Genomic DNA, 21991 nt, shown 5'->3' on the forward strand with positions numbered 1-21991 from the left:
GGGCTAATCGAGGAGGTCTTCGATTCGTGACTTGAGTATATCGAATCCTTCAGTCCCCGTTTCAACGTCTGATGCACCGGGAATGACGACTTTGCCGCTCCCGAAGATGAGGAATACACAGTCGATGTCGGGTGGGCGGTAAACGACTCCGGGGAACTGTTCCGGTTCATACTCTGTTTGCTCCAGTCCGAGGCCGATGGAGAGGGCGTTCAGGTTGACCTCACGGCCGAGATCTCCGGTCTGGACGACGTTCTTGATGGCGAATGTTGGCGTCGTTTCGATGCCAAGGTCTTCGAGGACGTCCACCATCCAGTCCTTCATCCGTTCCGTCTCGTCCAGACTGTTGCCGCCGGTGATGTGGTAGCTTCCGGAGCGAAATAGTGTGACCATCGGACTGCCCTCGTCGCGTCGGAGGTACACCACGTCGTTTGTGTAGTCCTTTTCGGGGTAGCTGACGATGGCGTTCACGTCCTCGCCGACGCTGGAAACTTCGATTTCTCTGCCCAGATTCCCCGATGCGACGACGTTGACTATTTCCGGCATTTGATGTGGTTGTTATCTGATCGGTGGGTGTCGCCTGTTGCGGCCACCGGCGTTCTTGAGCACGTCCACGAGCAATACGAGGAAGCAGGCGCCGACAAGCAAGATCATTCCGACCGTGAACGAACCGCTGAGGAAGAGCGTCGTCCCCATCCAACCGATGAAGTACACGGCCACACCCGCCTTGTCGGCCCACACGTAGGCGGCAAGGACGGGTGCGATGTAGGCGAGAACGAAGTAGACGATTCCCCACGCGGTGAAGATGGTGCCGAGGTCTACGAGCGTCTGTTCCGGGTTGAGCGTCTGCTGCACGGCGGCGAGCTGGGCGAACACCACGACGACGATCTTGTTGAGGAAGGCGAGTGCGATCCCCTCAGCGAAGCCAGCGATAACTCCTTGAGCCGTCGTTGGATCGGGGTCACTCGCCGGTTGTCCGTACGCCATCCTCAGTCCTCCTCCTCCGCCTCATCGTCCGGAAACATACTCGCCCCGTTCGAGTCAACGAAGTACACCGGGCCGTCGATTTGGACGTCGACGTCGTTGTTGTCGCCCTCGACTTTGGCGAGTACTATCTCGTCGTCCTCCTCTACCCTGTACATCTCCATCCTATCTTCGGCCCACGGTTCGATCTGGTGACCATCCTCGTTCCTCGTCCACATGTGGTAGAACGCGGGGTTGGAGCGGGCGAGTTTGTAGATGTTGACGAGCGTATCGACACTCGTGACCGCGAGTGTGCCCGCCATCAGGGCAAGCGAAGCACCAGCATCGGAGTTGGCCACCATCGCCGCGTCTTGCTTCCGCTCTTCGACTTCGACGCCGTCGACCGCCTCCAGCTCCGAGATTGCTGCCTCGTACTCTTCGTCGGTGATGTCGTCGGCGCGGAAGTTGACGTGTGTGATGTAGCTCATGGGTGGACTCACTTTGCGTGGATTACAGTCTCGTAGCCGTCGCCGGCGACGTTGACGTAGGGCGCGTGGCCCAGCACGCCCATCGAATAGTCACGACACACGGTGATACCCGGGCCATACTCTGTCCCGGTTTCCAGCGTTACGCTGGGGTAGTCGTGGGGTTGGTGGACGGTTATGCGGACGTAGTTGCCTGCGCGTTCGCGGACGGTGCCGCGGATACGTGTGGATCCTTCTCCGTCGATGCAGGCAAACGTGACCTCGTCGCCCTCCTTGAGACGCCCAATCACGTGTGGCTACTCGTCCTCCGGTGGTTCGGGCTTGCCGAGGTCTTCGAGCGTGTGCTTACCGTGATCGGTGAGATAGTACTTGTAGTACGGGTTCGCCACGTCCTCGACGCGCTCGCGTTCGAGCATCTTGCGCTCCCACAGCTGGGTGAGGGCGGGATAGATGCTGGACTCGTTCACGCCTTCGACCCCCTCCTTGATTTCCTTGCCGGAGACGGACGTGCTGCCGTTGTTGCTCCGTTCCGCAACCTCGCCGAGGACGCGGTGGTGACTGGTGTTAGTCTTGATGTTTCCCTTTTCGCGCTTGGCCTCTTTCTCGGCTTCGCGCTCTTCGCGTGTTTGCTCGTTGGAGGCGTCCGTGGTGTAGTCCGTGGTTGTGGCTTGTTTCATCTCTTGATCGCTGCTATCGGCTGTGTTGATCGTGATGGACACCGATGTGATTGTCTCGTCGGATGCGTACTGGTCAAGGATGCGGCGAGCGTGAGCGGTGGGATTGTCGCCCGAGACTTCGAGTTTGACTAATTGACTCATCTTGTTGAAGGCGTAGTTGCGCAACCACCTTAACTGTGTGGGTTGGAAAGGGCGTTTTTGCCCGTGTTGTGCTCTCCGTGTGTTGAAGTACACACTACGCGAATAACGGGTTTGACCTGCTCAGGCTCCGAGAAACAGTTTAGAAATGGGTTCCGTACTGGTGGTAGATACTCAGTCAAACATCTGTTTTGGACTGCACGTGCGTGGCCACGTGCATCCTATCTGCGCTGTCTTGGGTGACGAGGCCTTCGTCGCCGAGGACTTCGAGGGCTTCGAGGACGATGAGTCGGGGGAGGTCAAGCGCGTCGGCGATTTCTCGGGGTGTGGCTGGGCCTCGCTCGTCGAGGTAGAGGAGGACGAGTTTCGCTCTGGGCGATTCGACTGCTTCGATCACATGTGGGAGTCGAGGCCGTGTCTGGGGTAAGTGCTCCTCGTCTGACCCCCCACCCACATAATACTTTACGCAAATGACTATTTGGGGGGAGTGAGTGGCGTGATACATGGAAGAACGAGAGTTCAAGTATCGCGGTGCCGCGAACCTCGACGAGACCAACGGGGTGGTTGATCCGGGCTGGGACGAGGACGAGACGTTCGAGGCGGTCGTGCAAGAGCTATACGATGAGGGCGAGATTAGCGACCGCGCCCGAGACGAGTTACTCGATTGGTGGGATTAGTCACATTGTGACGAACCGAGAGTAGTCACCCCGGTGGCGACTTCGTGCAGAAGCACGGCGAGAATAGGCTCCCCGGCCTCTGGTTCTGATAGGGTATCGGGGTAGGCCGTTGTCACGAGGACTCATCGGTTCCGAGGGTCTTCTTTGCATCCTCAACCATTCTCTCCTGCAGCTCGAGGTACTCGTCAAGTTCTTCCTCGTGTTCATCGATCACGAGGCCTCTGAAATCATCGTGGAACGCCATTAAATCTGTGTGGTGTTCCTCGATTACACTGAGTAGCGGTATTCTGTCGTCCCCGTACCCCTCGAGAAATTCGCCTGTCTTCGGACTCCAGTAGTTTCCCGTTGATTTCCATTCCTCAATATCTTCTCGGTAGACGAGGAATGAGACTCGCTCATCCGCATCCTCTGCTTTCCACGAGTAGACCGTGTTTGCGTTGACGAGAACGTGCTTTTGGATGAGGTTCCGCATCGTTTTGAGGAAGTCCGAGGTTGGGCGGATGTCGTGTTCGCGCAACAGTCGGTTGTACTCGTCTTTCCCCTCCTCGCTGAATCGGCGGTCGCGGAGGCTTTTCGTGTACTCGTACTGGGACTCGTATGCGGAGAGGTAGTTGTGGAGGAGTCGGTACAGTTCCTCTTTCACCCTCATCCTGTGGCTCAGGGGTGCATCGAGGACGTACTCTTCGTTGAGGACGTACTCGTCTACGAAGTTGCTTAGGAGTTCGAAGTTTCGTTCAAGTGTATGGAGGACGATCCGGATGTCGCTTAGTTTGTTGGAGACCCCTTCGTATTCGTGTTCGCCCATCTCGTCCATCAAATCAACAAAATCCCTGTCATCCTCACCCATACCGGTCTATGGGTCTCTTGCCACCTTGTCTGTTGGGACTCAACGAGAGTTGGTAGCGTGACCGGTATCTCGCACCCTCAGCAGCATCCTCACAAGAATATAAAAAAGTATAGCACGTGATATAGCACACAGTAGAGCATCGGAGATTCACTCCGAACCCCCTCTGGATACCCGACAACTCACTTAGAGAATATGGTTAACGAACTCACCTTCCGAACCAAACTCTGGAAACGCTCGCAGAACTCCCACGCCACCACAATCCCCCAACCCATCCTCGCCGCCCGAGGTGTCCCCGTCGATGAAGACGTCGAAGTGGTGTGGCGCATCGACTCCGAGACGCGCAACATCGTCGTCGAATTCGAACTGGAGGACGATGAGTGATGGGCAACTCAACACGTGGGGCTACGTCCGCCTGAGTCAGGACGGGCGAGAGGACACCATCGAGGATCAACGCGAGAAGCTGAAGCGGTACTGCCGTCGACGAGACGAACTCCGCCTCGTCACCATCCTCTCGGACGGGAAGTACACGAGCGGGTTCAACGACGACAGGAGCAAGTACCAGACCATCCGTCAGAAAATCGAGAACGGCGAACTGGATGCGGTCGTAGTCCGCGACCGCGCTCGTCTGGCCCGCGACTTCGACGAACGTCTTCGTCTGCTCGTCACTCTCCGAGAGAACGGAGTGGAACTTCACGTCGCTGAGGAGGGTGGCCCAGCCGACGTTCATTCCATCCAAGGTGCGATTATGGAGTCGATGAAGGCGGGGATGGATCACCTGTCGAAGATGGCCGAGATGGAGCGTGCCCGAGAGATCGTCGAGAAGCGCGTCGACGCTGGCCACTGGCAGGGTGGTATCCCGTACGGACTCACGATGGGGCCACACGGCAAGTATCTCGTCGCCGACGAGAAGGAGATCGGCGACGCCATCGACGCCATCGAGAACGTTGAGGGTGGGATGAGTGAACGCGCCGTCGCCCGCGAAGCCGGAATCGCACACAACACCGTGGGGAAGATCCTTGACCGACGTGAGGCGTACCGGGCTGCCGACCGTGGTGCCACCATCGGTAGAGGGTTCGCCATCATCTGGCCCGACGAGTCACCAGCCGACGACTGACCTCCGAGGCAGCACTTTTCGTACAGGCGTACGACAGGTAGTGATGCCGCCGCTTCCGGCGGTGGACTTGGGGAGTCATCGGCCACGTGCGTGCGTGGGCGGTCACTCCGTTCCTCAGCTACTGACCTCGGAGAAGAGAGTCCTGTGTGGGGCCTCCCTAGCCCCACGTGAGTGGAACGGTCGTCCCTCCCGGGGCGAGTTACCCTGCTCGCCCACCACCCGTTATGTTCGACGTCGCGATCCACACTTGAATGCCGGCGCTGGTGGGCTGCTCGGAAGAGGGGTACGTTTCACGTGTCCCGCAATCTGTTGATTTTGGTGACATCTCGTTTGATCAGGTACATCCTCCTCGAAGACATCGACGAGGTGGCCGATGCCGTTGACGAGGGGGTGATCCACCAGCCTGACGACGAGGACTTCCGCTTCAAGAGTCACGCCCACAAACTCGTCGACGAACCGAAGCACCTCTGGCTATCCCACCGCGACGACTAAACCAGTCAGAACTTCGATTGTTCGACAGCCCCCTGAAAAAGCTGCCTCTCACGCATCAACTCCACCTGCACACTATACTCGTAAGCGTCACCCGGTGGCAGCGCCCCCGGCCCATCATCTTCTGCACACCACGGCATAACACGCACTCTCACCGACTCGTCTCCGATATCTTGCTCGCGGAGTGCGTCTCGAATCCGCACCGCCTCGTCCTGATCATCCATCTGCCACCCATCAGCCTCCAGCGTCACCCAACGGTTACTTTCAGCCACATCGAAACGCCCCTCGTCCAACTCGTTCGACTCGGTGAGGGCCTCCTCGGTCTCCAGAACGAGGTACTCAACGAACGCCGGTTGTTTGGACTTGATTTCTTCCTCGTCCTCCGACGCGTCGTAAATGTACTTCTGCCACGTCATATCGTCTGGCTTCGACATTGTATCTCCACTTGTGACAGTACCCCTACTTAAACGTCTGTGTGCCACACTGCTGGCTCGCGGGTAGAGAGGTCGAAGGAAGTAGCAGGCGGTGAAGGATTCGAACCCCCCGATCTACGGCTTCGAAGACCGTCGTCTTGAGTCGGGATAGGCTACGCACCCGGGTGATTGTAGGTGGGAAGGGCGTATATACGAAGTCTACACTAATCACATCTCTACAACCAGAAGTCCGAACGAATCATCGCGCTCGCGGACGACATCTGCGAGGAGTTCGGGGGCGCGGCGGGGTTCGACGAGTTCGTCAAGAACGGCGACCCCGACGCGGTGCGGGACCGCCTGCTGGAGATGAACGGCGTCGGGCCGAAGACCGCCGACTGCGTCCTCCTCTTTTCGGGCGGCCGCGGCGGCGTCTTTCCCGTCGACACGCACGTCCACCGCATCGCCCGGCGGATGGGGCTGGCCCCCGCCGACGCGGACCACGAGACGGTCCGCGAGTTTCTCGAACGTGACGTGCCCGCAGAGAAATGTGGGTTCGGACATACCGCGATGATACAGTTCGGTCGAGAGTACTGCACCGCGCGCAAACCGGCCTGTCTGGACGATCCGGAGGCGTGTCCGCTCGCGGACCACTGTGACCAAGTCGGGGTCTACCCGGCCAGCGGCGAGGTCGTAGACCCCGCCGAGGCGTCGGAGTGAATCACTCGCCGAGCGTCACGGACATCGAACCGGGACTCACGTGTACGTCGTAGCCCAGGTACTCGAACGTGACCGCGACGTTCGAGCGCCTGCTCCGGTCGTCGGTGAACAGATTGTCCAAGGCTTCTGGCTCAACGCTCTCGTACACCGGTGGCAGGGAACAGGGGTCGACGCCCTCCCGTTCCGCGACGAGTTCGGAGAGTAGGATGCTCGACGGCGTCTCTCGCGGGTCGAAATCCGCGAGCGTCGACGTGCCGTTCGTCGGGTGTGATACCCCTTCAGTCCCCTCAGCGCGTCCGCCGTCGCTCTCCTGTTCCGAACGTATACTCTCGTCCATTATCGTTGAGAAGTCCGTAGAGACGCATAGACAAACGGGTTGACTATGTAAGGAATTCATGTCGTTGAACCGGTGTTACTCGGTCCGCAATACGCTCGACTCCACTAGGGTGCGGTAGCCGCGGCGTAACCGACTCGCGAGCGCCTGTCTGGAGATGTCGAGTTCCCCCGCGATCTCGTCGAGCGTCGCCGCCCGCGGTTCGTCGAAGTAGCCGCGTTCGTAGGCCAGTACCAGCGCCTCTCGCTGGTGGTCGGTCAACTCTACCGGCCTGTTCTTTTCGGCGGACCCCATGTCGTGCATCTCGACCAGCGTCGGGGCGATGCCGTTCTCGCGGCAGGCCGTGTCGAACGCCGCGACGGCCTTCTGTTCGTCGCCGCGGACGTGTATCGTCCAGCCATCTTCCGTCCCGGTCGCGGACAGGAGGGTGACGCCGCTGTCGACGACGGGACCGAGGAGCCCCTGGTCCTCGGTGTCGAACCGACACCGAAACAGCGTTCGCCCGTCGATGGCGTCGACCAGCGTGATGTCCTCGAATATCGCCTTCGATTCGAGGAACTCGCAGGCGGTCGCGCCGTCGACGCCCTCGACCCAGAAGTACGGCAAGACGGCCGCCCCCGTCGGAACGACGCGCTCTATCTCGAGAGCGGCCTCGGGGAACCGCTGGAACAGCGTCCCAAGCGCGAGCGTTCGCGGGGGAACGGTGAACTCCGCGATGGTCGCCATACGCCACCTGTGTCACCCGTGCTGAAAAAGACTCGGTCGCCGTCCCCGATTTAGCGCCGGTGGCCCCAGCGCTCGCCGTCCTCGGCGTACCGGGCGGAGACGATGCGGTTGAACTGCTCGTCAGACAGCGAGATGTCCGTCGCGCCGACGTTCTCGTCTAACTGGTCGACGGTCCGCGCGCCCACGATGGGGACGCAGGTGAAGTCGGGTTGCTCGATGCCCCAGCGGAGCGCCACCTGTGCCGGCGTCGCGTCGAGTTCGTCGGCGACGGCGCGAATCTCGTCTAGGACCTTCCAACCGCGTTCGGAGAGGTAGTAGTCGTCGAACTGGTCGTCCAGCGACCCGCGTGCGCCCTCCGGTCCTTCGAACGCCGTCGGGTCGTCGTCGTCCGTGCGCTCGTACTTCCCGGTGAGGAATCCGCCCGCCAGCGGCGAGTACGGACAGACGGCGATGTCTTGGTCGGCGCACACGTCGAGGTAGTCTTTCACGTCGTCGCGGTAGCCAGCGTGGAACAGCGGTTGGGTAACCTCGAACCGTTCCAGCCCCTCCACGTCGGACTTCCAGAGGGCCTTCGTCAGTTGCCACGCGGCCATCGTCGACGCGCCGAGGTAGTGGACCTTCCCCTCGCGGACGAGGTCGTTCAGCGTTCGCAGGGTCTCCTCGATGTCGCTCTCGTCGTCCCAGCGGTGGATGTAGTAGAGGTCGAGATAGTCCGTGTTGAGCCGGTCGAGCGTCCCCTCGATTTGGGCGCGGATGTGTTTGCGCCCGAGTCCCGAGTCGTTCGGGCCGGGTTCGCCCCACCCGTCGAAGGGGAAGTACACCTTCGAGGCGAGCACCACGTCCTCGCGGTCGTAATCCTCTAGCCACTCGCCGATGAACTCCTCGCTCTTGCCGTTGGGCGTCCCGTAGACGTTGGCGGTGTCGATGAAGTTGATGCCGCGGTCGTAGGCCGCGTCCAGCAGTTCGTGGGCCTGTTCGCGGTCCGTCTCGACGACGCCGCTGGTCTCGCGGCCGAAGCGCCACGTGCCGAAACAGACCTGTGAGACTGTCGTCCCGGTGGACCCGAGTCGTGTGTACTCCATGTACGGGCCAACGTGGGGGACGCTAAAAACCGCTGTGGCGCTCGGCAATCGACGCCGGTTTCGGCCACGCTGAACGCGCTCTCGGGGCGTTCCCGGTTTCGGGACGAGTTCGCCGTTCTCACGTCTATCGACGACGGGAATCGCGCCCGGTCACGGCATCTGCCGACGAACTGTTCAGTATGGGGGAACAGCGGGTGGCGGAGCGGCGGTCTGCTTACTGCGAGCGCAGCGAGCGGTTTCACCGTCAGCGCGAAGCGGTGACAAGTACTGCGTTCGCGGTACTCGCGAAAAACTACGCAAATCGCCGACGGTGATTCGCGATTTCCATGTTTTTGCAATCGAGCAACCATGCGAACGGGCGCAAGCGCCCGTGAGCAGACGGCGGGTTCCCGCAGGGCCGGAGGCCCGAGGAATCCCCTCCAAACGAAAAGTGGTACTCTAGACGAACCGGAACGTCTCCAGGTTCTCGGGCGTGAACGTCCGGAGGTTGTAGTCGTGGTACAGCGACGAGGAGAGGTCCTGCGTGGCCGATTCGCTCCCGTCGACACAGAGCACCTTCTCGGGGCGAGGGTGCATCGTCTTCACGAAGTTCTCCAGGCCCTGCCGGTCGGCGTGGCCGGAGAAGCCGTCGACCGTCTCGACGCGGAGGTTCAGCGGAATCGTCTCGCCGTCGACGGAGAGTTCCGAGCGCCCCTTCTGGATGCGCTTGCCGAGGGTGCCGTCGGCCTGATAATCGACGAACGTGAGCGTCGTGTCCGGGTCCTCGCCGAGGAGTTTCAGCCAGGTCCGGGCCGGGCCGTCCGTGAGCATGCTCGGCGGCGCGAGGACGACGCTGGCCTCGTCTCGGGCGGCGATTTCTTCGCGGGCCTCGTCGCCGCCCTCCACGGGCGTGAACTGGTCCGCGAGGAAGGGGTTGCGGTCGGCGTCGTGGATACGGCTCTGGAGGTCGTCGCGGAGGTAGTCGGGATAGGTCGTGTGGACCGCCGTCGCCTCCCAGACCATCCCGTCGAGGTAGACGGGCATCTCGGGCACGTCGCCGTCGCGCATCGCCTCTTCGAGGACGACCATCAGTTCCTGTGCGCGGCCGACGGCGTGGACGGGGACGAAGACGGTGCCGTCGGCGTCGGCGGCGTCCGAGACGAGGCGTTTGAGCTTTCGCTCGGAATCGTCCTGGTCGGTCTGGTAGTCGTTCCGGCCGCCGTACGTCGATTCGAGGACCAGCGTCTCGACGCGGGGGAACTCGTTGACCGCGCCGTCGAACAGGCGGGTGCTGTCGTAGTGGATGTCGCCCGAGAAGGCGACGTTGTAGAGGCCGTCGCCGATGTGGAAGTGGACGACGGAACTCCCGAGGACGTGGCCCGCGCTGTGGAGCGTGAGTTTCACGTCCGGCGCGATGTCGGTCACGTCGCCGTACTCCAGCGTGATGCAGTGCTTGACCGCCTCGCGGACCATCTCGGTCTCGTAGGGACGCTTTCGTCCGGCCGAATCGGCACGACCGATGTAGTCGAGCGTCAGGAGACCCAACAGGTCGCGCGTCGGTTCGGTGCAGTAGACGGGGCCGTCGTAGCCGTGTTCGAACAGGAGCGGGACGAGCGCCGAGTGGTCCAGATGGGCGTGGGTGAGGACGACGGCGTCGAGCGACGACGCGCCGGACCCGATGGCCTCGGGCACGTCCAGATAGGGCTGTTCGGTCCGCTCGCCGGGCTTGTCGCCGCAGTCGACGAGGATGCGCGTGTCGGCCGTCGAGATGACGTACGCGGCGCGGCCGACTTCGCGACACCCGCCGAGCGTCGTCACGCGGACCCACTCCTCTTTGGACATGGGGTCGCGGTGAATCTGCCGCCCGACGCGTTCGAGGATGTCCCGCCGGTCGTCCCGTTCCTGGGTGAGGAAACTGCGGACGTTCGAGACGGTGGGCGACTCGATGGGCGGCGTCCGGACCACGTCGGGAGTCCAGCCGACGGCCTTGGTTATCTCGCGGAGCGTCTCGCCGCGCCGCCCGATGACGCGGCCCGGTTTCTCGGCCTTGATGAGGACTTCGCCGGTGTCGGCCAGAAACTCCATGTCGCTGACGCCAGCGTCGTCTGGCAGGAGTGCGAGAATCTCGTCTTCGGCGGTGTCCGGGTGCGTGAGCACGTCCGGGTCGGGGCGAACCGTGATTCGCTTCCGGAGTTTCGACGCAAGCCGTCGGACCAAGTCGCCGTCCGAGGCGAACTCCTTGGGGTCGCGGGTGTAGATGACCAGTTCCGGCCCTTCGTAGGTCACGTCGGAGATGGTGATGCGGTTCGGAACCTCTTCGTCTATCGTTGCTCGTACGTCTTCGAGTTGTTTGTCTACGGTGCTCATGCTGTCAGAGGGGCGGCCTGCTGTCGGCGTGTCCGCCGCGGTGTGAGGTTGCCCGAGGGTATCGTACGGTCATACAGTTATCCGTGGTTCGGTGAGTGACCTCCGGACGAAGAACGGTCCGGAAAACCGATTGTAGTCGTGAGTACCCCGCTCGAATTATTAAAGACTTCGCACTCGGGCAGGGTGACTGTTCGACTGACTCAGGCCGACTCGAGCGCCCTGACCGTCCGCTCGCTGGCCGCTGGCGCGGCACGGGCGAGTTCGGCGGCGATGACGTACCGCGAGACGGGGTCTGCCAATCGCTCGGCGCTGATGTCGCCGCCGTAGCCGTCACGCAGTCGCGCCAGTTCGCTGTCCGCGCTCCAGACGTATCGCGCGGCGTCGACGACGACTGTCCGCGTCAGACCGGGAGCGGTGTCGTCGGTCAGCGCCGCCGTCAGCGCGTCCCGTGCGGCCTGTCTGTACCGGCGAACGTCGTCCGCGCTCTCGACGGGTAGCTCACCGGCGTCGACGCGCGCTTGCACTTCGCCGAGCGCGTCGAACTGGGCGAGTCGTTCGGTCCCGTCGACGAGGGCGCTCGCGGGTCCGGGCGCGTCTGCGAGTCGCTCGGTTCCGTGGGCCGCGTCGGACCGGAGTCGGTCGACGGTCCGCTCGGTTAGGCCCCAGTCGTCGACGGTCGGTTCCGGCGGGAGCGTCGCTCGGCGGTCGCGGAGGTCGGCGAGCAGGGTTTCGGCGGCGCGGCGAAGTCGCCCTTCAACCGACCCGGTGTCGGTCGGGAGCGACGCGTCGAATCGCTCGCGGAGGTGTCGCGCGTCGTCGAGGAGCGCCTGTGTCGACTCCGCCGTCTCGCCCGTCTCGGCGGCCGTCAGGAGCGCCGATTCACTGTGTCCACCGGGGCTATTCTCGGTGTCGCTGGCGCGGTCGAGAAGTCGCTCGACGCGGGCGTGGACCAGCGTGGCCCGAACCGGGTCCGCACCGGGGTACTCGTAGGACGAGCGGTACGACCGCGCGGCCTGTGCCGCGGACCAGGACTCGTCTTGGAGCGCGTCCGTCGACTGTGTCCCCGCGGCGAACGCCCACCCCGCGGCGGCGTATCGGGCGGCTTCTCGACTCCGGCGGAGCGCTTCGAGCGCCGCGAACTGTGTTCGGGCGCGGCGGGCCTCGTCCAGGGCCGCCGTCGCTTCCGCGGCCGAATCGAGGATGTGTTCGCGGACGTGGCCGTTCGGAATCTCGCCCGGCCCCAGCGGCGTGGGGAGCGTCGACAGGAGTGCGGTCGTTCGGTCGCGGGCGGCCCCGAGGTGGTCGTCGGCGATAGCGACGGGGACGGCGGGGGCGACCGCTGGCCGCGTCTGCTCGTCGTCGACGGACGGCAGGCCGTACCGGTCGATGGTCGGCCGGTCATCGGACCCGAAGCGGTCGATGGCGCTACACCCCGAGAGCGCCGTCGCACCGACCGCCGCGAGGACGCCGCGGCGGGTCAGGTCGTCGCCGACCGGCATCACTGCTCACCCGCCGCAGCCGTCGTTCCCGACTCGTTCGCGCTCGCGTCGTTCGTCTCGTCGCCGGACGCCATTTTCGCACGGCCAGGCCGGTCACAGCCACCGGTCCCGCCGGAGGACGCGAACGACCTGACCGTATCGGCGTCCAGCGCCGCCGGAATCCGGACGAAGCGCGTTTCGTACACCTGCCGGTCGTCGCGACAGCGCTCGTCGTACGGTCGGAGGGTCCGCACGTAGTCGGTGCGGATGCTGTCTCGCGTCCACGCGACGCGACAGAGTTGCAGTCGGTAGCACTCGGGGAGTCGCCGGGTCTCGGTGTACACCGTCTCGCTATCGAAGTCCGTCTGGTCGAGGAATTGCCTGACCCCGTCGGCACCGGATACGTCTGCGATTCCGAGGCGCTGGACGGCCTCGCTGCCGTCGAGCAGGCCGTTCGTTCGGAAGTAGGCCCGCTCCCCTTCTGTCGGGCGTTCGTCGCCCGTCTCGTCCTCGTCGCGGAACCAGACGGGCGGCCGGTCGGTGTCGGTTCGCAGGGCGACGGTCTCGGGGTCGGTTTCGCTGTCGGCGAACGTCCGTTCGCTGGCGGTCGGCGTCGATCGCGTCCGCTCCTCGGCGGCGAAGAAGTCGCCACACCCCGCCAAGGCGGTGGCGAGGCCAACGGCTCCGTGGAGGACGCGACGGCGTGTTGGAGGGACCATCGTCGCCACATCCTGCCAACGCGAGCGGAATAAGTCTCGTGTTCGGGACGCGACCGACCCGCCGCAACGATGCCACGCTCGCCCGGCGTCACACGGAAGGCGTCGGCGGACGAGAAGTGCCCATGCACGTCACACCTGCGGTCGTCGCACAGGAGTACGAGTGGGTGCGCGACCGGGCCGACGTAGTCGTCCCTCTCGTCAACGAGACGCGCGACCATCTCGGGGACACCTTCGGCGTCGACGTGGCCCACATCGACGGGTCGGCGTATCGGGACACGATGGCGGCGGTGTTCGCCGACGGCGACCGGGCGGTCAACGTCGCGGCGCTGATTCGCCTCCTGCGAACGCTCGATGTCGAAGGCGACTACCCGGGGTTCGTCGTCGACGAACTGCTGGGTCGGGAACTCGCGGGGATGCTCGCGGGCGACCAACCGCTCCGACTGCTCGCTGAGGCGACGTTCCACGTCGCGGACGTTCGCACGCACGGCGACGAGTCCGAGGCGGCGGGCGCCGACGACCTCGACGCGGCGCTCGCGGCGGGCGTTCAGACGCGCCTGCCGGGGTGGCCCTGGCAGGAGGGACCGAGTCCGTTCGCGTTAGAAGGAGAGTGACGGGGTTCCGAGGAAGGCCGTCTCGTAGCCCTCGTGGCGGGACACCTGCGGCGGGGCGATTACGTCGACGGTGACCGATGGCTCGCTCCCGTCGGTCGGGACGACTGCGCCGTAGTGGTAGCCGAGTTCGGGGTGGACCGCCGCGGTGAGCGCGTCGTCGAAGGCCGTCTCGCCGTCTTGCTGGACGGTGGCGTCCAGCGACATCATCGGCAGGGGGACGCGGTTGTACGGCGTCCGTGGCGAGATGGCGAGATAGGATTCGCCCTCCGCGAGGAAGGCGGCGTCACTGGGCGAGAGCCACGAGGCTGCGTAGACGCCGTCGCTCCCGGTCTGGGTTCCCAGTAGCGTGCCCGGCAGGGCGTCCGTCGCGGGAGCCTGTGAGGTGGGCAGCATCGACATCTCCATCAGGTCGACGGCGGCGCGCTCGCCCTGCGTCTCGGGGAACTCCTCGTAGGAGAGGTCCTGTACGGCGGCCGCCGCGAAGTCGAAGTTGACGCTGGCCTCGGCGCTCTCGCCGAAGCGTCCCGAGAACGCGCCGAGTCGGCGCTCGGTCATGCCGTTGACGCGGACCCGGAGCGTGTAGCGGCCGTCGCCGTCGAGTTGGTAGTTGTCGCCGTAGTGAAAGCCCATGTTCTGGGAAATCATCGGCCACGGGGACTTGTCGTCGACCGTCTTGCCGTCGCGTTCGACGGTGATGGCGACGCCAGCGGAGACGGGGAGGACCATCTCTGTCTCGGGGTCCCACACCGTCGCCATCAGGTGGAGGCTGTCGCCGTCTTGGATGTCGACCTGTGCGGCGTCCGTGCCGGTCACGGTCCAGAAGCGGTGGGGGTACGAGTAGGTCAGGCCGACCATGTAGTCGCCCGCCTCGGCCATCCCGGCCATGCCCATCCCCTCGACGTGTGTGGGGCGGTACGTCGCGTCGGGTCGGCCTTCCACCAGCGGCGGTGCGCGCGTCGACTGCGTCTGCACGGACCCACACCCGGCCAGCAGCGACGCGCCAGCGAGGCCCGTCGTCGCGAGAAAGCGGCGGCGGTTCATGCACGCCGCTAGCCGTGGCCCGTCAAAGACGGTTCTGGTACGGTGGGCGAATCGAGGGAGGGAGGCCCATTCAGGAGGGATTCGGCGACGGCAGGGCGCGGTACTCCCGGGGCGGCAGGAGGTAGTTCCCGCGGCGCTCGACGGTCATGTACTGGAGGATGCCGTTGTTGACGCGCTGACCCACGGCGGAGTTCTCGGCCACGTCGGTGCCGTTCATCGCCTCCTTGGTCGCCACGAAGTCCGCGATAGAGCGCTGGAGCGAGAGGAAGTGGACCGACGCCTGGCCGCCGTCCGTCGAGTCGAAGTCCCGACGGAGGATGGTCGGACTGCCGTCCTCGCGGGCGCGAGCGAGTTTCTGCGAGTGGCCGACGACGCCCTCGCGGCGACTGCTCTCGACCACGTCCTCGGGGCACCCGTCCATGCCGCTGTCCGTGCCGAGGTTCTCGCCGACGCCCTCGACTGTTCCCTCGTCGGCGTGGGCCGGACAGAACATCTTGGAGACGCGCTGGTCCCGCGTGTCCTGGTCGTACCACTGCTGGAGGTGCAGGCGAATCTTCGAGAGGTGCTGGGTCGCGCCGCCCGCGAACGGACCGGTGTCGATGGTCACGCGGTCCTCGCTGGCCTGATTGCCCTCGAAACCGGACTTGAAACCCATGAATAGGGGTGATTCCTCCGGGACGGGGGCGGAATCGGGGATACCGTCCACGTCCTGATTCTCGGCCGGGAGGCCTGCGCCGACGAACCCGGTCCGGCGGTCGGTCACGGAGAGAACGCCGTCGAACGTCGCGGCCATCTCGGCGTCGTTGACCGTCTCGCGGTTCCCCTTCAGTGCTTCCTCGGCGGCCAAGACGGCGCTCTCGTGGTCGCTGGCGAGGTGGAGGAGCGCGTCGGGCGTGTCGAGTTCGGGGTCCTCGAACGGTGCGAGGGCTTCGGGGGCCGGGAGGTCCGCGCCCGCGGGCGCGGCGTCGAACCGTTCGAAGTACGCCGGGCTGTAGCCGAGCGTAAAGAGGAGTCCCTCGGTGCTCCACTCGTAGGCGCGTTCGAGCGACCTGAGGGCGTCTTCGACCTGTCGTCGGTCGGCGTCCGTCGGCGTCCCGTCGCCCTCGTAGTCGAGCAACAAGAGGACGTGGTGGCGCGAGAGACGGGTGTTCCCGGCGTCGTCCGTCGCCAGCGACTCGCTCCAGCCGTGCTGTCGTGCCGGGAGCGTCGCCGGGTCGTCGGTCCCCGTCGGCACGTCGGGCGCGCCGCGGTCCAGACAGGCCGCGAGGGCGGCGGCCCCGCCGATGGCGACGGCGCTCTTGGCGAACTCGCGTCGGGAGATGCCGCGATTACTCATCGAAGCCGCCTAAGGAGTACTTGCCTTAGTCCATTCTGGTACACTGAGCGAACGCGCCCGCGGGTTCGAGGCGTCAGTCGTCGGCGTCCGGCCCGTCGAGGAAGCCGTCGACCAACCGCTCGAAGCGGTCGGTGAGCCGTTCCGGGAGGCTCGGTTCCACGGCCCGCAGAAGCGTCGCCGTCTCCTCGGGGCGAGCGAGCGCGAGGGTGACGCGGCCGCCGTCGCCGCGGCGCTTCTCGACGACGTTCTGTGCGACGAGTCCGTCGAGATGGTGTTCGAGCGTGCTCCGCGCGATATCGAGGTGGTCGGCTACCGCGGCGGGGCTGGCGGTGTCCCGCTCGAACAGCGTCGCCACGACGTCGCGGGCCGTCTCGCGGCGGAGCAGGGCCATCGTGCGCCGCTCCCGCGCGTCGTAGCCCGGCGGGTAGTAGTGGGTTCGGCCGTTGACCGTCTCGGCCGTCACGTCGTCGAGTCGCCGCAGGTGGTACTGGACCTGTCCGGTCGCGAGGTCCAGTGCGCGCGTCAGCGCCCGGAAGTGGATGCCCGGGTCGCGCTCGATTCGGTCGCGGATGCGCCGTCGCGTCTCGCTCATACGTCTTCCTCCTCTGATTCAAGCTGCTTCTCGACGGTGCGCGCGTAGTAGACGGCGCCGAGGACGAGGACCACCAGTAGCGCGTCGGCCCCGTGTTCGAGGGTGTGGTGTGCTTCCGGGCCGACGACGCCGACCATTGCGAGGCCGCCCAATAGCGGTCGAATCGCCAGCGCACCGAGCGCCAGCGCCACCAACAGATAGGACCGCGAGCCGCGACGCCGGTAGACGGCGACGCCGAGCGCACAGAGCGCCGCCGTCGCCACGGCAGACACCGCGAGGAGGGCGGCGAAGTCCACGTGTAACTCGCCGACGTGGACGCCGATGTGGAGCGCCCGATTCATGCCCGCACGTACGACACGAAGCCCCCTGACTCGTTCGGTTTGAGCGGAGTTTTTTACTGCCTCCCTGTGACCTACCGCCATGGACACGCTCGGGTTCGTCTGCGAACCGGACCACGGGACCTTCTGGCCCGTCGCGGAACGCCTGTCGGCGCGGGGATTCGACGTGGAGTTCCTCCGACCGGCAGACCCGATTTCGCGGGCCGATATCGACGGCCTCGCGGCCCTCGTCAACGGGCGACTCCACCCCGAAGCGTTCGACGCGCTCCGCTACGCCGACCGGACGGGCGTCCCCACGTGGAACGGGTTCGCCGCGACGACGGCGCTGTCCGCCCGTCTCGTCGCCCTCGAGGCGTTGGAAGCCGTCGGCTGTCGGGTCCCGGCGGTCCGCTTCGAGATGGGCGCGGAGGGCCCGGACGAGGAGTACGTTCGCGCACGCCGGTATGCGTGGGGCGAGGACCCGGCGACGGTCGGACCGCTCTACGTCGAAGCCGTCGCGGACGACCCGGTCGAACACCGGTACTACGCGGTCGACGACGGCCGCGAAACGCACGTCCGCGCGCTGCGGATTCGCTCCTCGCTCTCGGGGACCGAACCGGTCGTCGAACAGACCGATGTGGACGTGGCCACCGCCACCCGCGTCCGGGAACTGCTGGACGGCTTCGACGCCCGGGCGGTCGGGGTCGACTTCGCGCACCGCGACGGGGAGACGTACGCCCTGCGCGCGACACCCGCGCCGACGTTCGCCGGGGCGGGGATGCGCCGACAGGTCGCCGACTCCGTCGCGTCCCTGGCGACCCTCGGCGCGTAGTGACACATCGTCCCGACCCTTCGGGGAGTTTATTAGCGGCGTGGGCCACGATTCCCCTAATGAGCGGCGAGCAGGAACTCGGCATCACCGAGAGCAAGGAGTATTCACCCGGCGAGTGGTACGCCGAGGTCGTCCAGAAGGCAGGCCTCGCGGACTACGCCCCCATGGGCGGGTTCATCGTGACACGACCGCGCGGCTACGCCATCTGGGAGCGCATCCAGAGCCATCTCGACGGCTGGTTCAAGGACACCGGCGTCGACAACGCCTATTTCCCCCTCTTCATCCCCGAGAGCTACCTCGAAAAGGAGAAGGACGTGGTCGAGGGGTTCGACCCCGAGGTGGCGTGGGTGACCCACGGCGGCCACGAAGAACTCGAAGAGCGACTGGCGGTCCGGCCCACGAGCGAGTCCATCATCGCGCCGTTCATGGCGCAGTGGACCCGCTCGCACCGCGACCTGCCGATGCGGCTGAACCAGTGGTGTTCGGTCGTCCGGTGGGAGGCAACCGAGACGAAGCCGTTCTTCCGCACCAAGGAGTTCCTCTGGCAGGAGGGCCACACGGCACACACCGACCAGGCGGACGCGTGGGACGAGACGATGACCCGTCTGGACCAGTACGAACGGCTCTACCGCGACGTGATGGCGATGCCGCCGCTGAAGGGACGCAAGCCCGCTCACGACAAGTTCCCGGGCGCGCACACCACGACGACGGTGGAGGCGCTGATGCCCGACGGCAAGAGCGTGCAAGCAGCCACCTCGCACTACCTCGGGACCTCCTTCGCCGAGGCGTTCGACATCACGTACTCCGACGAGGACGAGGAGAAGCGGACGGCCCACACGACCTCGTGGGGACTCTCGTGGCGCGCGATGGGCGCGCTCATCATGACGCACTCGGACGACCAGGGCCTGGTTCTCCCGCCCGCCCTCGCGCCCACGCAGGTCGTCGTCGTCCCCATCTGGCAGGAGGACACGAAAGACGACGTGCTGGAGTACAGCGCCGACCTCGCCGCGGAACTGGAGGAGGCGGGTATCCGCGTGGAACTCGACGACCGCGACCACCGCAACCCCGGCTTCAAGTACAACGAACACGAACTCAACGGCGTCCCGCTTCGCATCGAAATCGGCCCGCACGAGGTCGAGGACGGCGAGGCGACGCTGGTCCACCGCCCCGACGGCGAGAGCGAGACGGTCGACCGAGAGGGTATCGACGTCACCGCGGCCGACCACCTCGACACCATCCACGGCAAACTGCTCGCCGACGCCGAGGAGACGCTCGAAGGCGAGATTCGAGAAGCCGAGTCCCGCGAGGAGATTCTCGGCACCATCGGCCAACACGGCGGCTACGTGAAGTGTGGCTGGTGCGGCGACGAGGACTGCGAGGAGCCAATCAAGGAGGCCATCGCCGCCGAAATCGTGATGGTTCCGCTGGACCGCGACGAGGAACCGGTCCACGACGAGTGCGCCATCTGCGGTGAGGACGCGGAGGAGACGGCGTACTTCGCGAAGAGTTACTGAGGGCGTACTGGCCCGAGCGGAGGGAGGGCCAGCCTTTTTCGCCGACGGGTTCGCCCGAATTCGGGCGGGGTCGTCTCCACGTTCCGGATGCGTGTAAATGACGACAAAGGGATAAGTATCTCGAAGTGAAACGTCTGGTCGAGGCGAAGTGGGATGAGCGTGACAGTCGTCGTCCTCGTCGGTATCGTGATGACACTGTCCGGTCTCGCCGCCGTCGGCTGGCGGAACCGGACGACACCGGGAGGCCTGCTTTTCGCCGTCTTACAGGCAATCTCTGCGGTGTGGATTCTGACGACGGCCGTGGGGCTGTTGCTCGACGCCGGGCCGGTCCGACTCCGCGTCTGGGGCGTCGCGACGGGATTGAGCCTCCTCGCGGGAGTCGGGTGGCTGGCGTTCGTCCTCGATTACGCGGGCCGCAAGTGGTGGCTCCGACCGCTCCCGTTCGGCCTCGTCGCCGCACCGCTCGTCGCCGGGTCGCTCGCCTACGTGTTCTCGCCGACGTGGCCACCCCTCATCGAGGAGGTGACGCAGACGACCATCTCGGCGGGAACGGTGGTACAGGCGACCATTGGACCAGTCGGCGGTGCGCTCGGCGTGTACCTCTACGGCGTCTTCGTCGGGGGGTTCGCCGTGATTCTGAAGATGGTCCGCGACGGGAACGAGTTCTTTCTGGGACAGTCAATCGCGCTGGTTGTCGGGTCGTTCGTGAGCGTCGCGGCGGGGGCGCTTCAGGTACTCGGAGTCGTGCCCGTGGCGGGCTATCCGCTCATCGAGTTGGCGGTCGGCGGACAGTCGGTGATACTCGCGTATGCGGTGTTCCGCCGGGAGTTCCTCCGTCTGGTCCCGGCCGTCGCTCGCATCGGTGAACGGACCGTCTTCGACGAACTCGACGAGGGCATCCTCGTCGTCAGCGAGGACGAAGTCGTCCTGCGGGCGAATCCGAAGGCCCTGTCGTACTTCGGCGCCGACGAACTGGTCGGCCAGTCGGTCTGTCCGGTGCTCGAGCGAATCGGCGTCTCGGACCTCGACGAACTCCCACAGCGGTTTCAGCGGGACGGACGGACGTTCCTCGCCACCACCTCGACGATGTCCGGGCGGCGGTCGGGAACCATCGGCTACGCGCTGGTCGTCCGAGACGTGACGCGGTTAGACCGCCGCCAACAGCGGCTACAGGTCCTCAACCGTGTCCTCAGGCACAACGTCCGCAACAGCATGACGGTGATGTTCGGCGCGGCCGGTGAGATTCAGGCGCAAGCGGACGGCGACGTCGCGGCGCTGGCCGATACCGTCGCCACGCAGGCCGAACGACTCACGACGACCAGCGAGAAGGCGATGGAGGTCGAACGCGTGTTCAAAGGCGCGGGCTATACGGAACGGGTCGCGTTTCCCCCACTCGTCGACGAACTGGTGTCGACGTTCGCCGAGCGGTACCCCGACACGACGATTACGGCGTCCGTCGACGTCGAGAGCGGACAGACCAACGGGGAACTGCTCTCGATGGTGCTCTCGGAAGTCGTCGAGAACGCGGTGGTCCACACCGGACCGACGCCGACGGTTCACGTCGAGGTGGTCGCGGTGGCCGACGAGGTCCGGATTACGGTCACGGACGACGGACCGGGCATCCCCGAGTGCGAAATCACGCCGATCCGCGACGGTGAAGAGACGGCGCTGAAACACACTAGCGGTCTCGGTCTCTGGCTGGTGTACTGGGGCGTCACCTCGCTCGGCGGCGAGGTGAACATCGAGGGGACGACCGACGGGTCGACAGTCGAACTAACTGTACCCACGGCGCGGACGGACTCGGTGTGACGACCGGTGCGTCGGAAAACGGAATGGGGCCGAGGGAGCGTGTGACTTTCTCCGTGCCCCCGATGTCGACTGTGAGACGGGTGCATATAAATCGGCGTCAGACTCGGGGCATACAAACGGCAGACGGCGACGGTATTAGTGACCGTACTGACATTATCTGCGGGGAGGGCACGTTTCGGATAGGTTCACGTGGATATCTGTGAACAGTCCGCATGCAGGCGGTGTCCTCTGCAGGTAGCAACAGCCTTATGTCTATGTGTATGTCACTCATAGACATGGACGACATATTCGTCGGACGACTGATGTCCTCACCGGTAACTACTGTCGCCGCCGACACCCCAGCGGAGACGGCCGCCCAGTTGATGCTCGACGAGGGAATCAGTTCCGTCGTCGTCGTCGACGAGGACAACCAATTGGAGGGTATCCTGACCTCGACGGACTTCGTCGCCGTCGCCGCCGAGGGTGAGTCGGCCGTCGACGCCTCCGTCGCCGAGTTCATGAGCACGGACCTCGTGACGACGACGGCCAACGAGTCCATCGAGGCCGTCGCCACGCGCCTCATCGAACACGGGACGCACCACCTCCCGGTCGTCGACGAGACGGAGGGCGTCGTCGGAATGGTGACGACGACGGACCTGACCGCCTACCTGTCGGGTATCGGCGAGACTGACCCGGCGCGCGCACCCGCCTGAACGCCGGTTGCCGGCGCAAATATCGCCGCGTCATCGCCGTCGAAG

Annotated in this window: 27 protein-coding genes and 1 pseudogene; 10 read left to right on the top strand and 18 right to left on the bottom strand. The window is 65.0% G+C overall.

Annotation, left to right across the window (positions count from 1 at the left end; genetic code table 11):
• Positions 1-3: 3 nt before the first annotated feature.
• The 6 genes from NJQ44_RS05870 to NJQ44_RS05895 all read right to left on the bottom strand — a co-directional run bounded on the left by NJQ44_RS05870 (position 4) and on the right by NJQ44_RS05895 (position 2657).
• Positions 4-543, bottom strand: a complete 540-nt coding sequence (locus NJQ44_RS05870; protein WP_254273747.1) for a TATA-box-binding protein — start codon at positions 541-543, stop codon at positions 4-6.
• A 12-nt stretch (positions 544-555) separates the two neighbouring features.
• Positions 556-984 (bottom strand): hypothetical protein, encoded by a 429-nt coding sequence (locus tag NJQ44_RS05875; RefSeq protein ID WP_254273748.1) that lies wholly within the window; start codon positions 982-984, stop codon positions 556-558.
• A 2-nt stretch (positions 985-986) separates the two neighbouring features.
• Positions 987-1448 (bottom strand): hypothetical protein, encoded by a 462-nt coding sequence (locus tag NJQ44_RS05880; protein WP_254273749.1) that lies wholly within the window; start codon positions 1446-1448, stop codon positions 987-989.
• Positions 1449-1456: 8 nt separating this feature from the next.
• Positions 1457-1735, bottom strand: coding sequence for a hypothetical protein (locus tag NJQ44_RS05885; RefSeq protein WP_254273750.1), 279 nt, complete (start codon positions 1733-1735; stop codon positions 1457-1459).
• A gap of 6 nt (positions 1736-1741) precedes the next feature.
• Complete coding sequence (locus tag NJQ44_RS05890; RefSeq protein WP_254273751.1) at positions 1742-2263, bottom strand: PadR family transcriptional regulator; 522 nt, start codon at positions 2261-2263, stop codon at positions 1742-1744.
• Between the two features lie 175 nt (positions 2264-2438).
• Complete coding sequence (locus NJQ44_RS05895; protein ID WP_254273752.1) at positions 2439-2657, bottom strand: helix-turn-helix domain-containing protein; 219 nt, start codon at positions 2655-2657, stop codon at positions 2439-2441.
• A gap of 106 nt (positions 2658-2763) precedes the next feature.
• Between NJQ44_RS05895 and NJQ44_RS05900 the strand changes: the two genes are divergently transcribed.
• The gene (locus tag NJQ44_RS05900) at positions 2764-2937 is read left to right on the top strand and encodes a hypothetical protein (protein WP_254273753.1); all 174 of its coding nucleotides are present in this window, start codon (positions 2764-2766) and stop codon (positions 2935-2937) included.
• 112 nt (positions 2938-3049) lie between these two features.
• Here the strand turns inward: NJQ44_RS05900 and NJQ44_RS05905 are convergent, their stop codons facing one another.
• A complete protein-coding gene (locus tag NJQ44_RS05905; RefSeq protein ID WP_254273754.1) occupies positions 3050-3784 on the bottom strand; it encodes a hypothetical protein in 735 nt (244 codons plus the stop codon).
• 192 nt (positions 3785-3976) lie between these two features.
• Here NJQ44_RS05905 and NJQ44_RS05910 point away from each other — a divergent pair, with 192 nt between their 5' ends.
• The 3 genes from NJQ44_RS05910 (at position 3977) to NJQ44_RS05920 (ending at position 5390) form a co-directional block, all read left to right on the top strand.
• A complete protein-coding gene (locus NJQ44_RS05910; RefSeq protein ID WP_254273755.1) occupies positions 3977-4165 on the top strand; it encodes a hypothetical protein in 189 nt (62 codons plus the stop codon).
• Positions 4158-4898 (top strand): recombinase family protein, encoded by a 741-nt coding sequence (locus tag NJQ44_RS05915; protein WP_254273756.1) that lies wholly within the window; start codon positions 4158-4160, stop codon positions 4896-4898. Before NJQ44_RS05910 ends, NJQ44_RS05915 begins: the two co-directional genes overlap by 8 nt.
• 318 nt (positions 4899-5216) lie before the next feature.
• Positions 5217-5390, top strand: a complete 174-nt coding sequence (locus NJQ44_RS05920; protein ID WP_254273757.1) for a hypothetical protein — start codon at positions 5217-5219, stop codon at positions 5388-5390.
• Between the two features lie 5 nt (positions 5391-5395).
• Here NJQ44_RS05920 and NJQ44_RS05925 read toward each other — a convergent pair whose 3' ends face one another.
• Positions 5396-5821 carry a hypothetical protein gene (locus NJQ44_RS05925; protein WP_254273758.1) on the bottom strand — a complete coding sequence of 142 codons (426 nt, stop codon included), beginning with the start codon at positions 5819-5821 and terminating at the stop codon, positions 5396-5398.
• Between the two features lie 213 nt (positions 5822-6034).
• Between NJQ44_RS05925 and NJQ44_RS05930 the strand changes: the two are divergent.
• A pseudogene (locus tag NJQ44_RS05930) lies at positions 6035-6517 on the top strand (endonuclease III domain-containing protein); the annotation flags it as partial.
• Between the two features lies 1 nt (position 6518).
• Here NJQ44_RS05930 and NJQ44_RS05935 read toward each other — a convergent pair.
• The 6 genes from NJQ44_RS05935 to NJQ44_RS05960 all read right to left on the bottom strand — a co-directional run bounded on the left by NJQ44_RS05935 (position 6519) and on the right by NJQ44_RS05960 (position 13202).
• Positions 6519-6854 (bottom strand): HalOD1 output domain-containing protein, encoded by a 336-nt coding sequence (locus NJQ44_RS05935; RefSeq protein ID WP_254273759.1) that lies wholly within the window; start codon positions 6852-6854, stop codon positions 6519-6521.
• Positions 6855-6929: 75 nt separating this feature from the next.
• Positions 6930-7577, bottom strand: coding sequence for a helix-turn-helix domain-containing protein (locus NJQ44_RS05940; protein ID WP_254273760.1), 648 nt, complete (start codon positions 7575-7577; stop codon positions 6930-6932).
• Between the two features lie 50 nt (positions 7578-7627).
• Complete coding sequence (locus NJQ44_RS05945; protein WP_254273761.1) at positions 7628-8659, bottom strand: aldo/keto reductase; 1032 nt, start codon at positions 8657-8659, stop codon at positions 7628-7630.
• A 438-nt stretch (positions 8660-9097) separates the two neighbouring features.
• A complete protein-coding gene (locus NJQ44_RS05950; RefSeq protein ID WP_254273762.1) occupies positions 9098-11005 on the bottom strand; it encodes a beta-CASP ribonuclease aCPSF1 in 1908 nt (635 codons plus the stop codon).
• Positions 11006-11205: 200 nt separating this feature from the next.
• A complete protein-coding gene (locus NJQ44_RS05955) occupies positions 11206-12504 on the bottom strand; it encodes a hypothetical protein (RefSeq protein ID WP_254273763.1) in 1299 nt (432 codons plus the stop codon).
• Positions 12504-13202 (bottom strand): hypothetical protein, encoded by a 699-nt coding sequence (locus tag NJQ44_RS05960; protein ID WP_254273764.1) that lies wholly within the window; start codon positions 13200-13202, stop codon positions 12504-12506. The genes NJQ44_RS05955 and NJQ44_RS05960 overlap by 1 nt, the downstream gene beginning before the upstream one ends.
• A 122-nt stretch (positions 13203-13324) precedes the next feature.
• Between NJQ44_RS05960 and NJQ44_RS05965 the strand changes: the two genes are divergently transcribed.
• Entirely contained in the window at positions 13325-13813 is a 489-nt protein-coding gene (locus NJQ44_RS05965) for a DUF7984 family protein (RefSeq protein WP_254273765.1), read from the top strand.
• On the opposite strand, the gene NJQ44_RS05970 is transcribed toward NJQ44_RS05965, so the two are convergent.
• The 4 genes from NJQ44_RS05970 to NJQ44_RS05985 all read right to left on the bottom strand — a co-directional run bounded on the left by NJQ44_RS05970 (position 13799) and on the right by NJQ44_RS05985 (position 17123).
• On the bottom strand, positions 13799-14854 hold the full coding sequence (locus tag NJQ44_RS05970; protein ID WP_254273766.1) for a DUF7350 domain-containing protein: 1056 nt from the start codon (positions 14852-14854) through the stop codon (positions 13799-13801). The genes NJQ44_RS05965 and NJQ44_RS05970 overlap by 15 nt on opposite strands.
• A gap of 70 nt (positions 14855-14924) precedes the next feature.
• A complete protein-coding gene (locus NJQ44_RS05975; protein WP_254273767.1) occupies positions 14925-16190 on the bottom strand; it encodes a Dyp-type peroxidase in 1266 nt (421 codons plus the stop codon).
• A 73-nt stretch (positions 16191-16263) separates the two neighbouring features.
• Positions 16264-16782, bottom strand: coding sequence for a winged helix-turn-helix transcriptional regulator (locus NJQ44_RS05980; RefSeq protein WP_254273768.1), 519 nt, complete (start codon positions 16780-16782; stop codon positions 16264-16266).
• Complete coding sequence (locus NJQ44_RS05985) at positions 16779-17123, bottom strand: DUF7471 family protein (protein ID WP_254273769.1); 345 nt, start codon at positions 17121-17123, stop codon at positions 16779-16781. The genes NJQ44_RS05980 and NJQ44_RS05985 overlap by 4 nt, the downstream gene beginning before the upstream one ends.
• Before the next feature lie 79 nt (positions 17124-17202).
• Between NJQ44_RS05985 and NJQ44_RS05990 the strand changes: the two genes are divergently transcribed.
• The 4 genes from NJQ44_RS05990 to NJQ44_RS06005 all read left to right on the top strand — a co-directional run bounded on the left by NJQ44_RS05990 (position 17203) and on the right by NJQ44_RS06005 (position 21946).
• On the top strand, positions 17203-17931 hold the full coding sequence (locus NJQ44_RS05990) for a hypothetical protein (RefSeq protein ID WP_254273770.1): 729 nt from the start codon (positions 17203-17205) through the stop codon (positions 17929-17931).
• A gap of 59 nt (positions 17932-17990) precedes the next feature.
• Positions 17991-19445 carry a proline--tRNA ligase gene (gene proS / locus NJQ44_RS05995; protein ID WP_254273771.1) on the top strand — a complete coding sequence of 485 codons (1455 nt, stop codon included), beginning with the start codon at positions 17991-17993 and terminating at the stop codon, positions 19443-19445.
• Positions 19446-19598: 153 nt separating this feature from the next.
• Positions 19599-21254 carry a sensor histidine kinase gene (locus NJQ44_RS06000; RefSeq protein ID WP_254273772.1) on the top strand — a complete coding sequence of 552 codons (1656 nt, stop codon included), beginning with the start codon at positions 19599-19601 and terminating at the stop codon, positions 21252-21254.
• Between the two features lie 275 nt (positions 21255-21529).
• On the top strand, positions 21530-21946 hold the full coding sequence (locus NJQ44_RS06005; RefSeq protein WP_254273773.1) for a CBS domain-containing protein: 417 nt from the start codon (positions 21530-21532) through the stop codon (positions 21944-21946).
• Positions 21947-21991 lie beyond the last annotated feature (45 nt).

This window comes from Haloarcula marina, from assembly GCF_024218775.1.
GTDB lineage: Archaea > Halobacteriota > Halobacteria > Halobacteriales > Haloarculaceae > Haloarcula > Haloarcula marina.

Excerpts from the sequence above, each read along its gene's own strand:
- NJQ44_RS05870 (WP_254273747.1), bottom strand. The coding sequence starts at position 543 with ATGCCGGAAATAGTCAACGTCGTCGCATCGGGGAATCTGGGCAGAGAA.
- NJQ44_RS05875 (WP_254273748.1), bottom strand. The coding sequence starts at position 984 with ATGGCGTACGGACAACCGGCGAGTGACCCCGATCCAACGACGGCTCAA.
- NJQ44_RS05880 (WP_254273749.1), bottom strand. The coding sequence starts at position 1,448 with ATGAGCTACATCACACACGTCAACTTCCGCGCCGACGACATCACCGAC.
- NJQ44_RS05890 (WP_254273751.1), bottom strand. The coding sequence starts at position 2,263 with ATGAGTCAATTAGTCAAACTCGAAGTCTCGGGCGACAATCCCACCGCT.
- NJQ44_RS05900 (WP_254273753.1), top strand. The coding sequence starts at position 2,764 with ATGGAAGAACGAGAGTTCAAGTATCGCGGTGCCGCGAACCTCGACGAG.
- NJQ44_RS05905 (WP_254273754.1), bottom strand. The coding sequence starts at position 3,784 with ATGGGTGAGGATGACAGGGATTTTGTTGATTTGATGGACGAGATGGGC.
- NJQ44_RS05910 (WP_254273755.1), top strand. The coding sequence starts at position 3,977 with ATGGTTAACGAACTCACCTTCCGAACCAAACTCTGGAAACGCTCGCAG.
- NJQ44_RS05915 (WP_254273756.1), top strand. The coding sequence starts at position 4,158 with ATGAGTGATGGGCAACTCAACACGTGGGGCTACGTCCGCCTGAGTCAG.
- NJQ44_RS05925 (WP_254273758.1), bottom strand. The coding sequence starts at position 5,821 with ATGTCGAAGCCAGACGATATGACGTGGCAGAAGTACATTTACGACGCG.
- NJQ44_RS05935 (WP_254273759.1), bottom strand. The coding sequence starts at position 6,854 with ATGGACGAGAGTATACGTTCGGAACAGGAGAGCGACGGCGGACGCGCT.
- NJQ44_RS05940 (WP_254273760.1), bottom strand. The coding sequence starts at position 7,577 with ATGGCGACCATCGCGGAGTTCACCGTTCCCCCGCGAACGCTCGCGCTT.
- NJQ44_RS05945 (WP_254273761.1), bottom strand. The coding sequence starts at position 8,659 with ATGGAGTACACACGACTCGGGTCCACCGGGACGACAGTCTCACAGGTC.
- NJQ44_RS05950 (WP_254273762.1), bottom strand. The coding sequence starts at position 11,005 with ATGAGCACCGTAGACAAACAACTCGAAGACGTACGAGCAACGATAGAC.
- NJQ44_RS05955 (WP_254273763.1), bottom strand. The coding sequence starts at position 12,504 with ATGCCGGTCGGCGACGACCTGACCCGCCGCGGCGTCCTCGCGGCGGTC.
- NJQ44_RS05960 (WP_254273764.1), bottom strand. The coding sequence starts at position 13,202 with ATGGTCCCTCCAACACGCCGTCGCGTCCTCCACGGAGCCGTTGGCCTC.
- NJQ44_RS05965 (WP_254273765.1), top strand. The coding sequence starts at position 13,325 with ATGCACGTCACACCTGCGGTCGTCGCACAGGAGTACGAGTGGGTGCGC.
- NJQ44_RS05970 (WP_254273766.1), bottom strand. The coding sequence starts at position 14,854 with ATGAACCGCCGCCGCTTTCTCGCGACGACGGGCCTCGCTGGCGCGTCG.
- NJQ44_RS05975 (WP_254273767.1), bottom strand. The coding sequence starts at position 16,190 with ATGAGTAATCGCGGCATCTCCCGACGCGAGTTCGCCAAGAGCGCCGTC.
- NJQ44_RS05980 (WP_254273768.1), bottom strand. The coding sequence starts at position 16,782 with ATGAGCGAGACGCGACGGCGCATCCGCGACCGAATCGAGCGCGACCCG.
- NJQ44_RS05985 (WP_254273769.1), bottom strand. The coding sequence starts at position 17,123 with ATGAATCGGGCGCTCCACATCGGCGTCCACGTCGGCGAGTTACACGTG.
- NJQ44_RS05990 (WP_254273770.1), top strand. The coding sequence starts at position 17,203 with ATGGACACGCTCGGGTTCGTCTGCGAACCGGACCACGGGACCTTCTGG.
- proS (WP_254273771.1), top strand. The coding sequence starts at position 17,991 with ATGAGCGGCGAGCAGGAACTCGGCATCACCGAGAGCAAGGAGTATTCA.
- NJQ44_RS06000 (WP_254273772.1), top strand. The coding sequence starts at position 19,599 with ATGAGCGTGACAGTCGTCGTCCTCGTCGGTATCGTGATGACACTGTCC.
- NJQ44_RS06005 (WP_254273773.1), top strand. The coding sequence starts at position 21,530 with ATGGACGACATATTCGTCGGACGACTGATGTCCTCACCGGTAACTACT.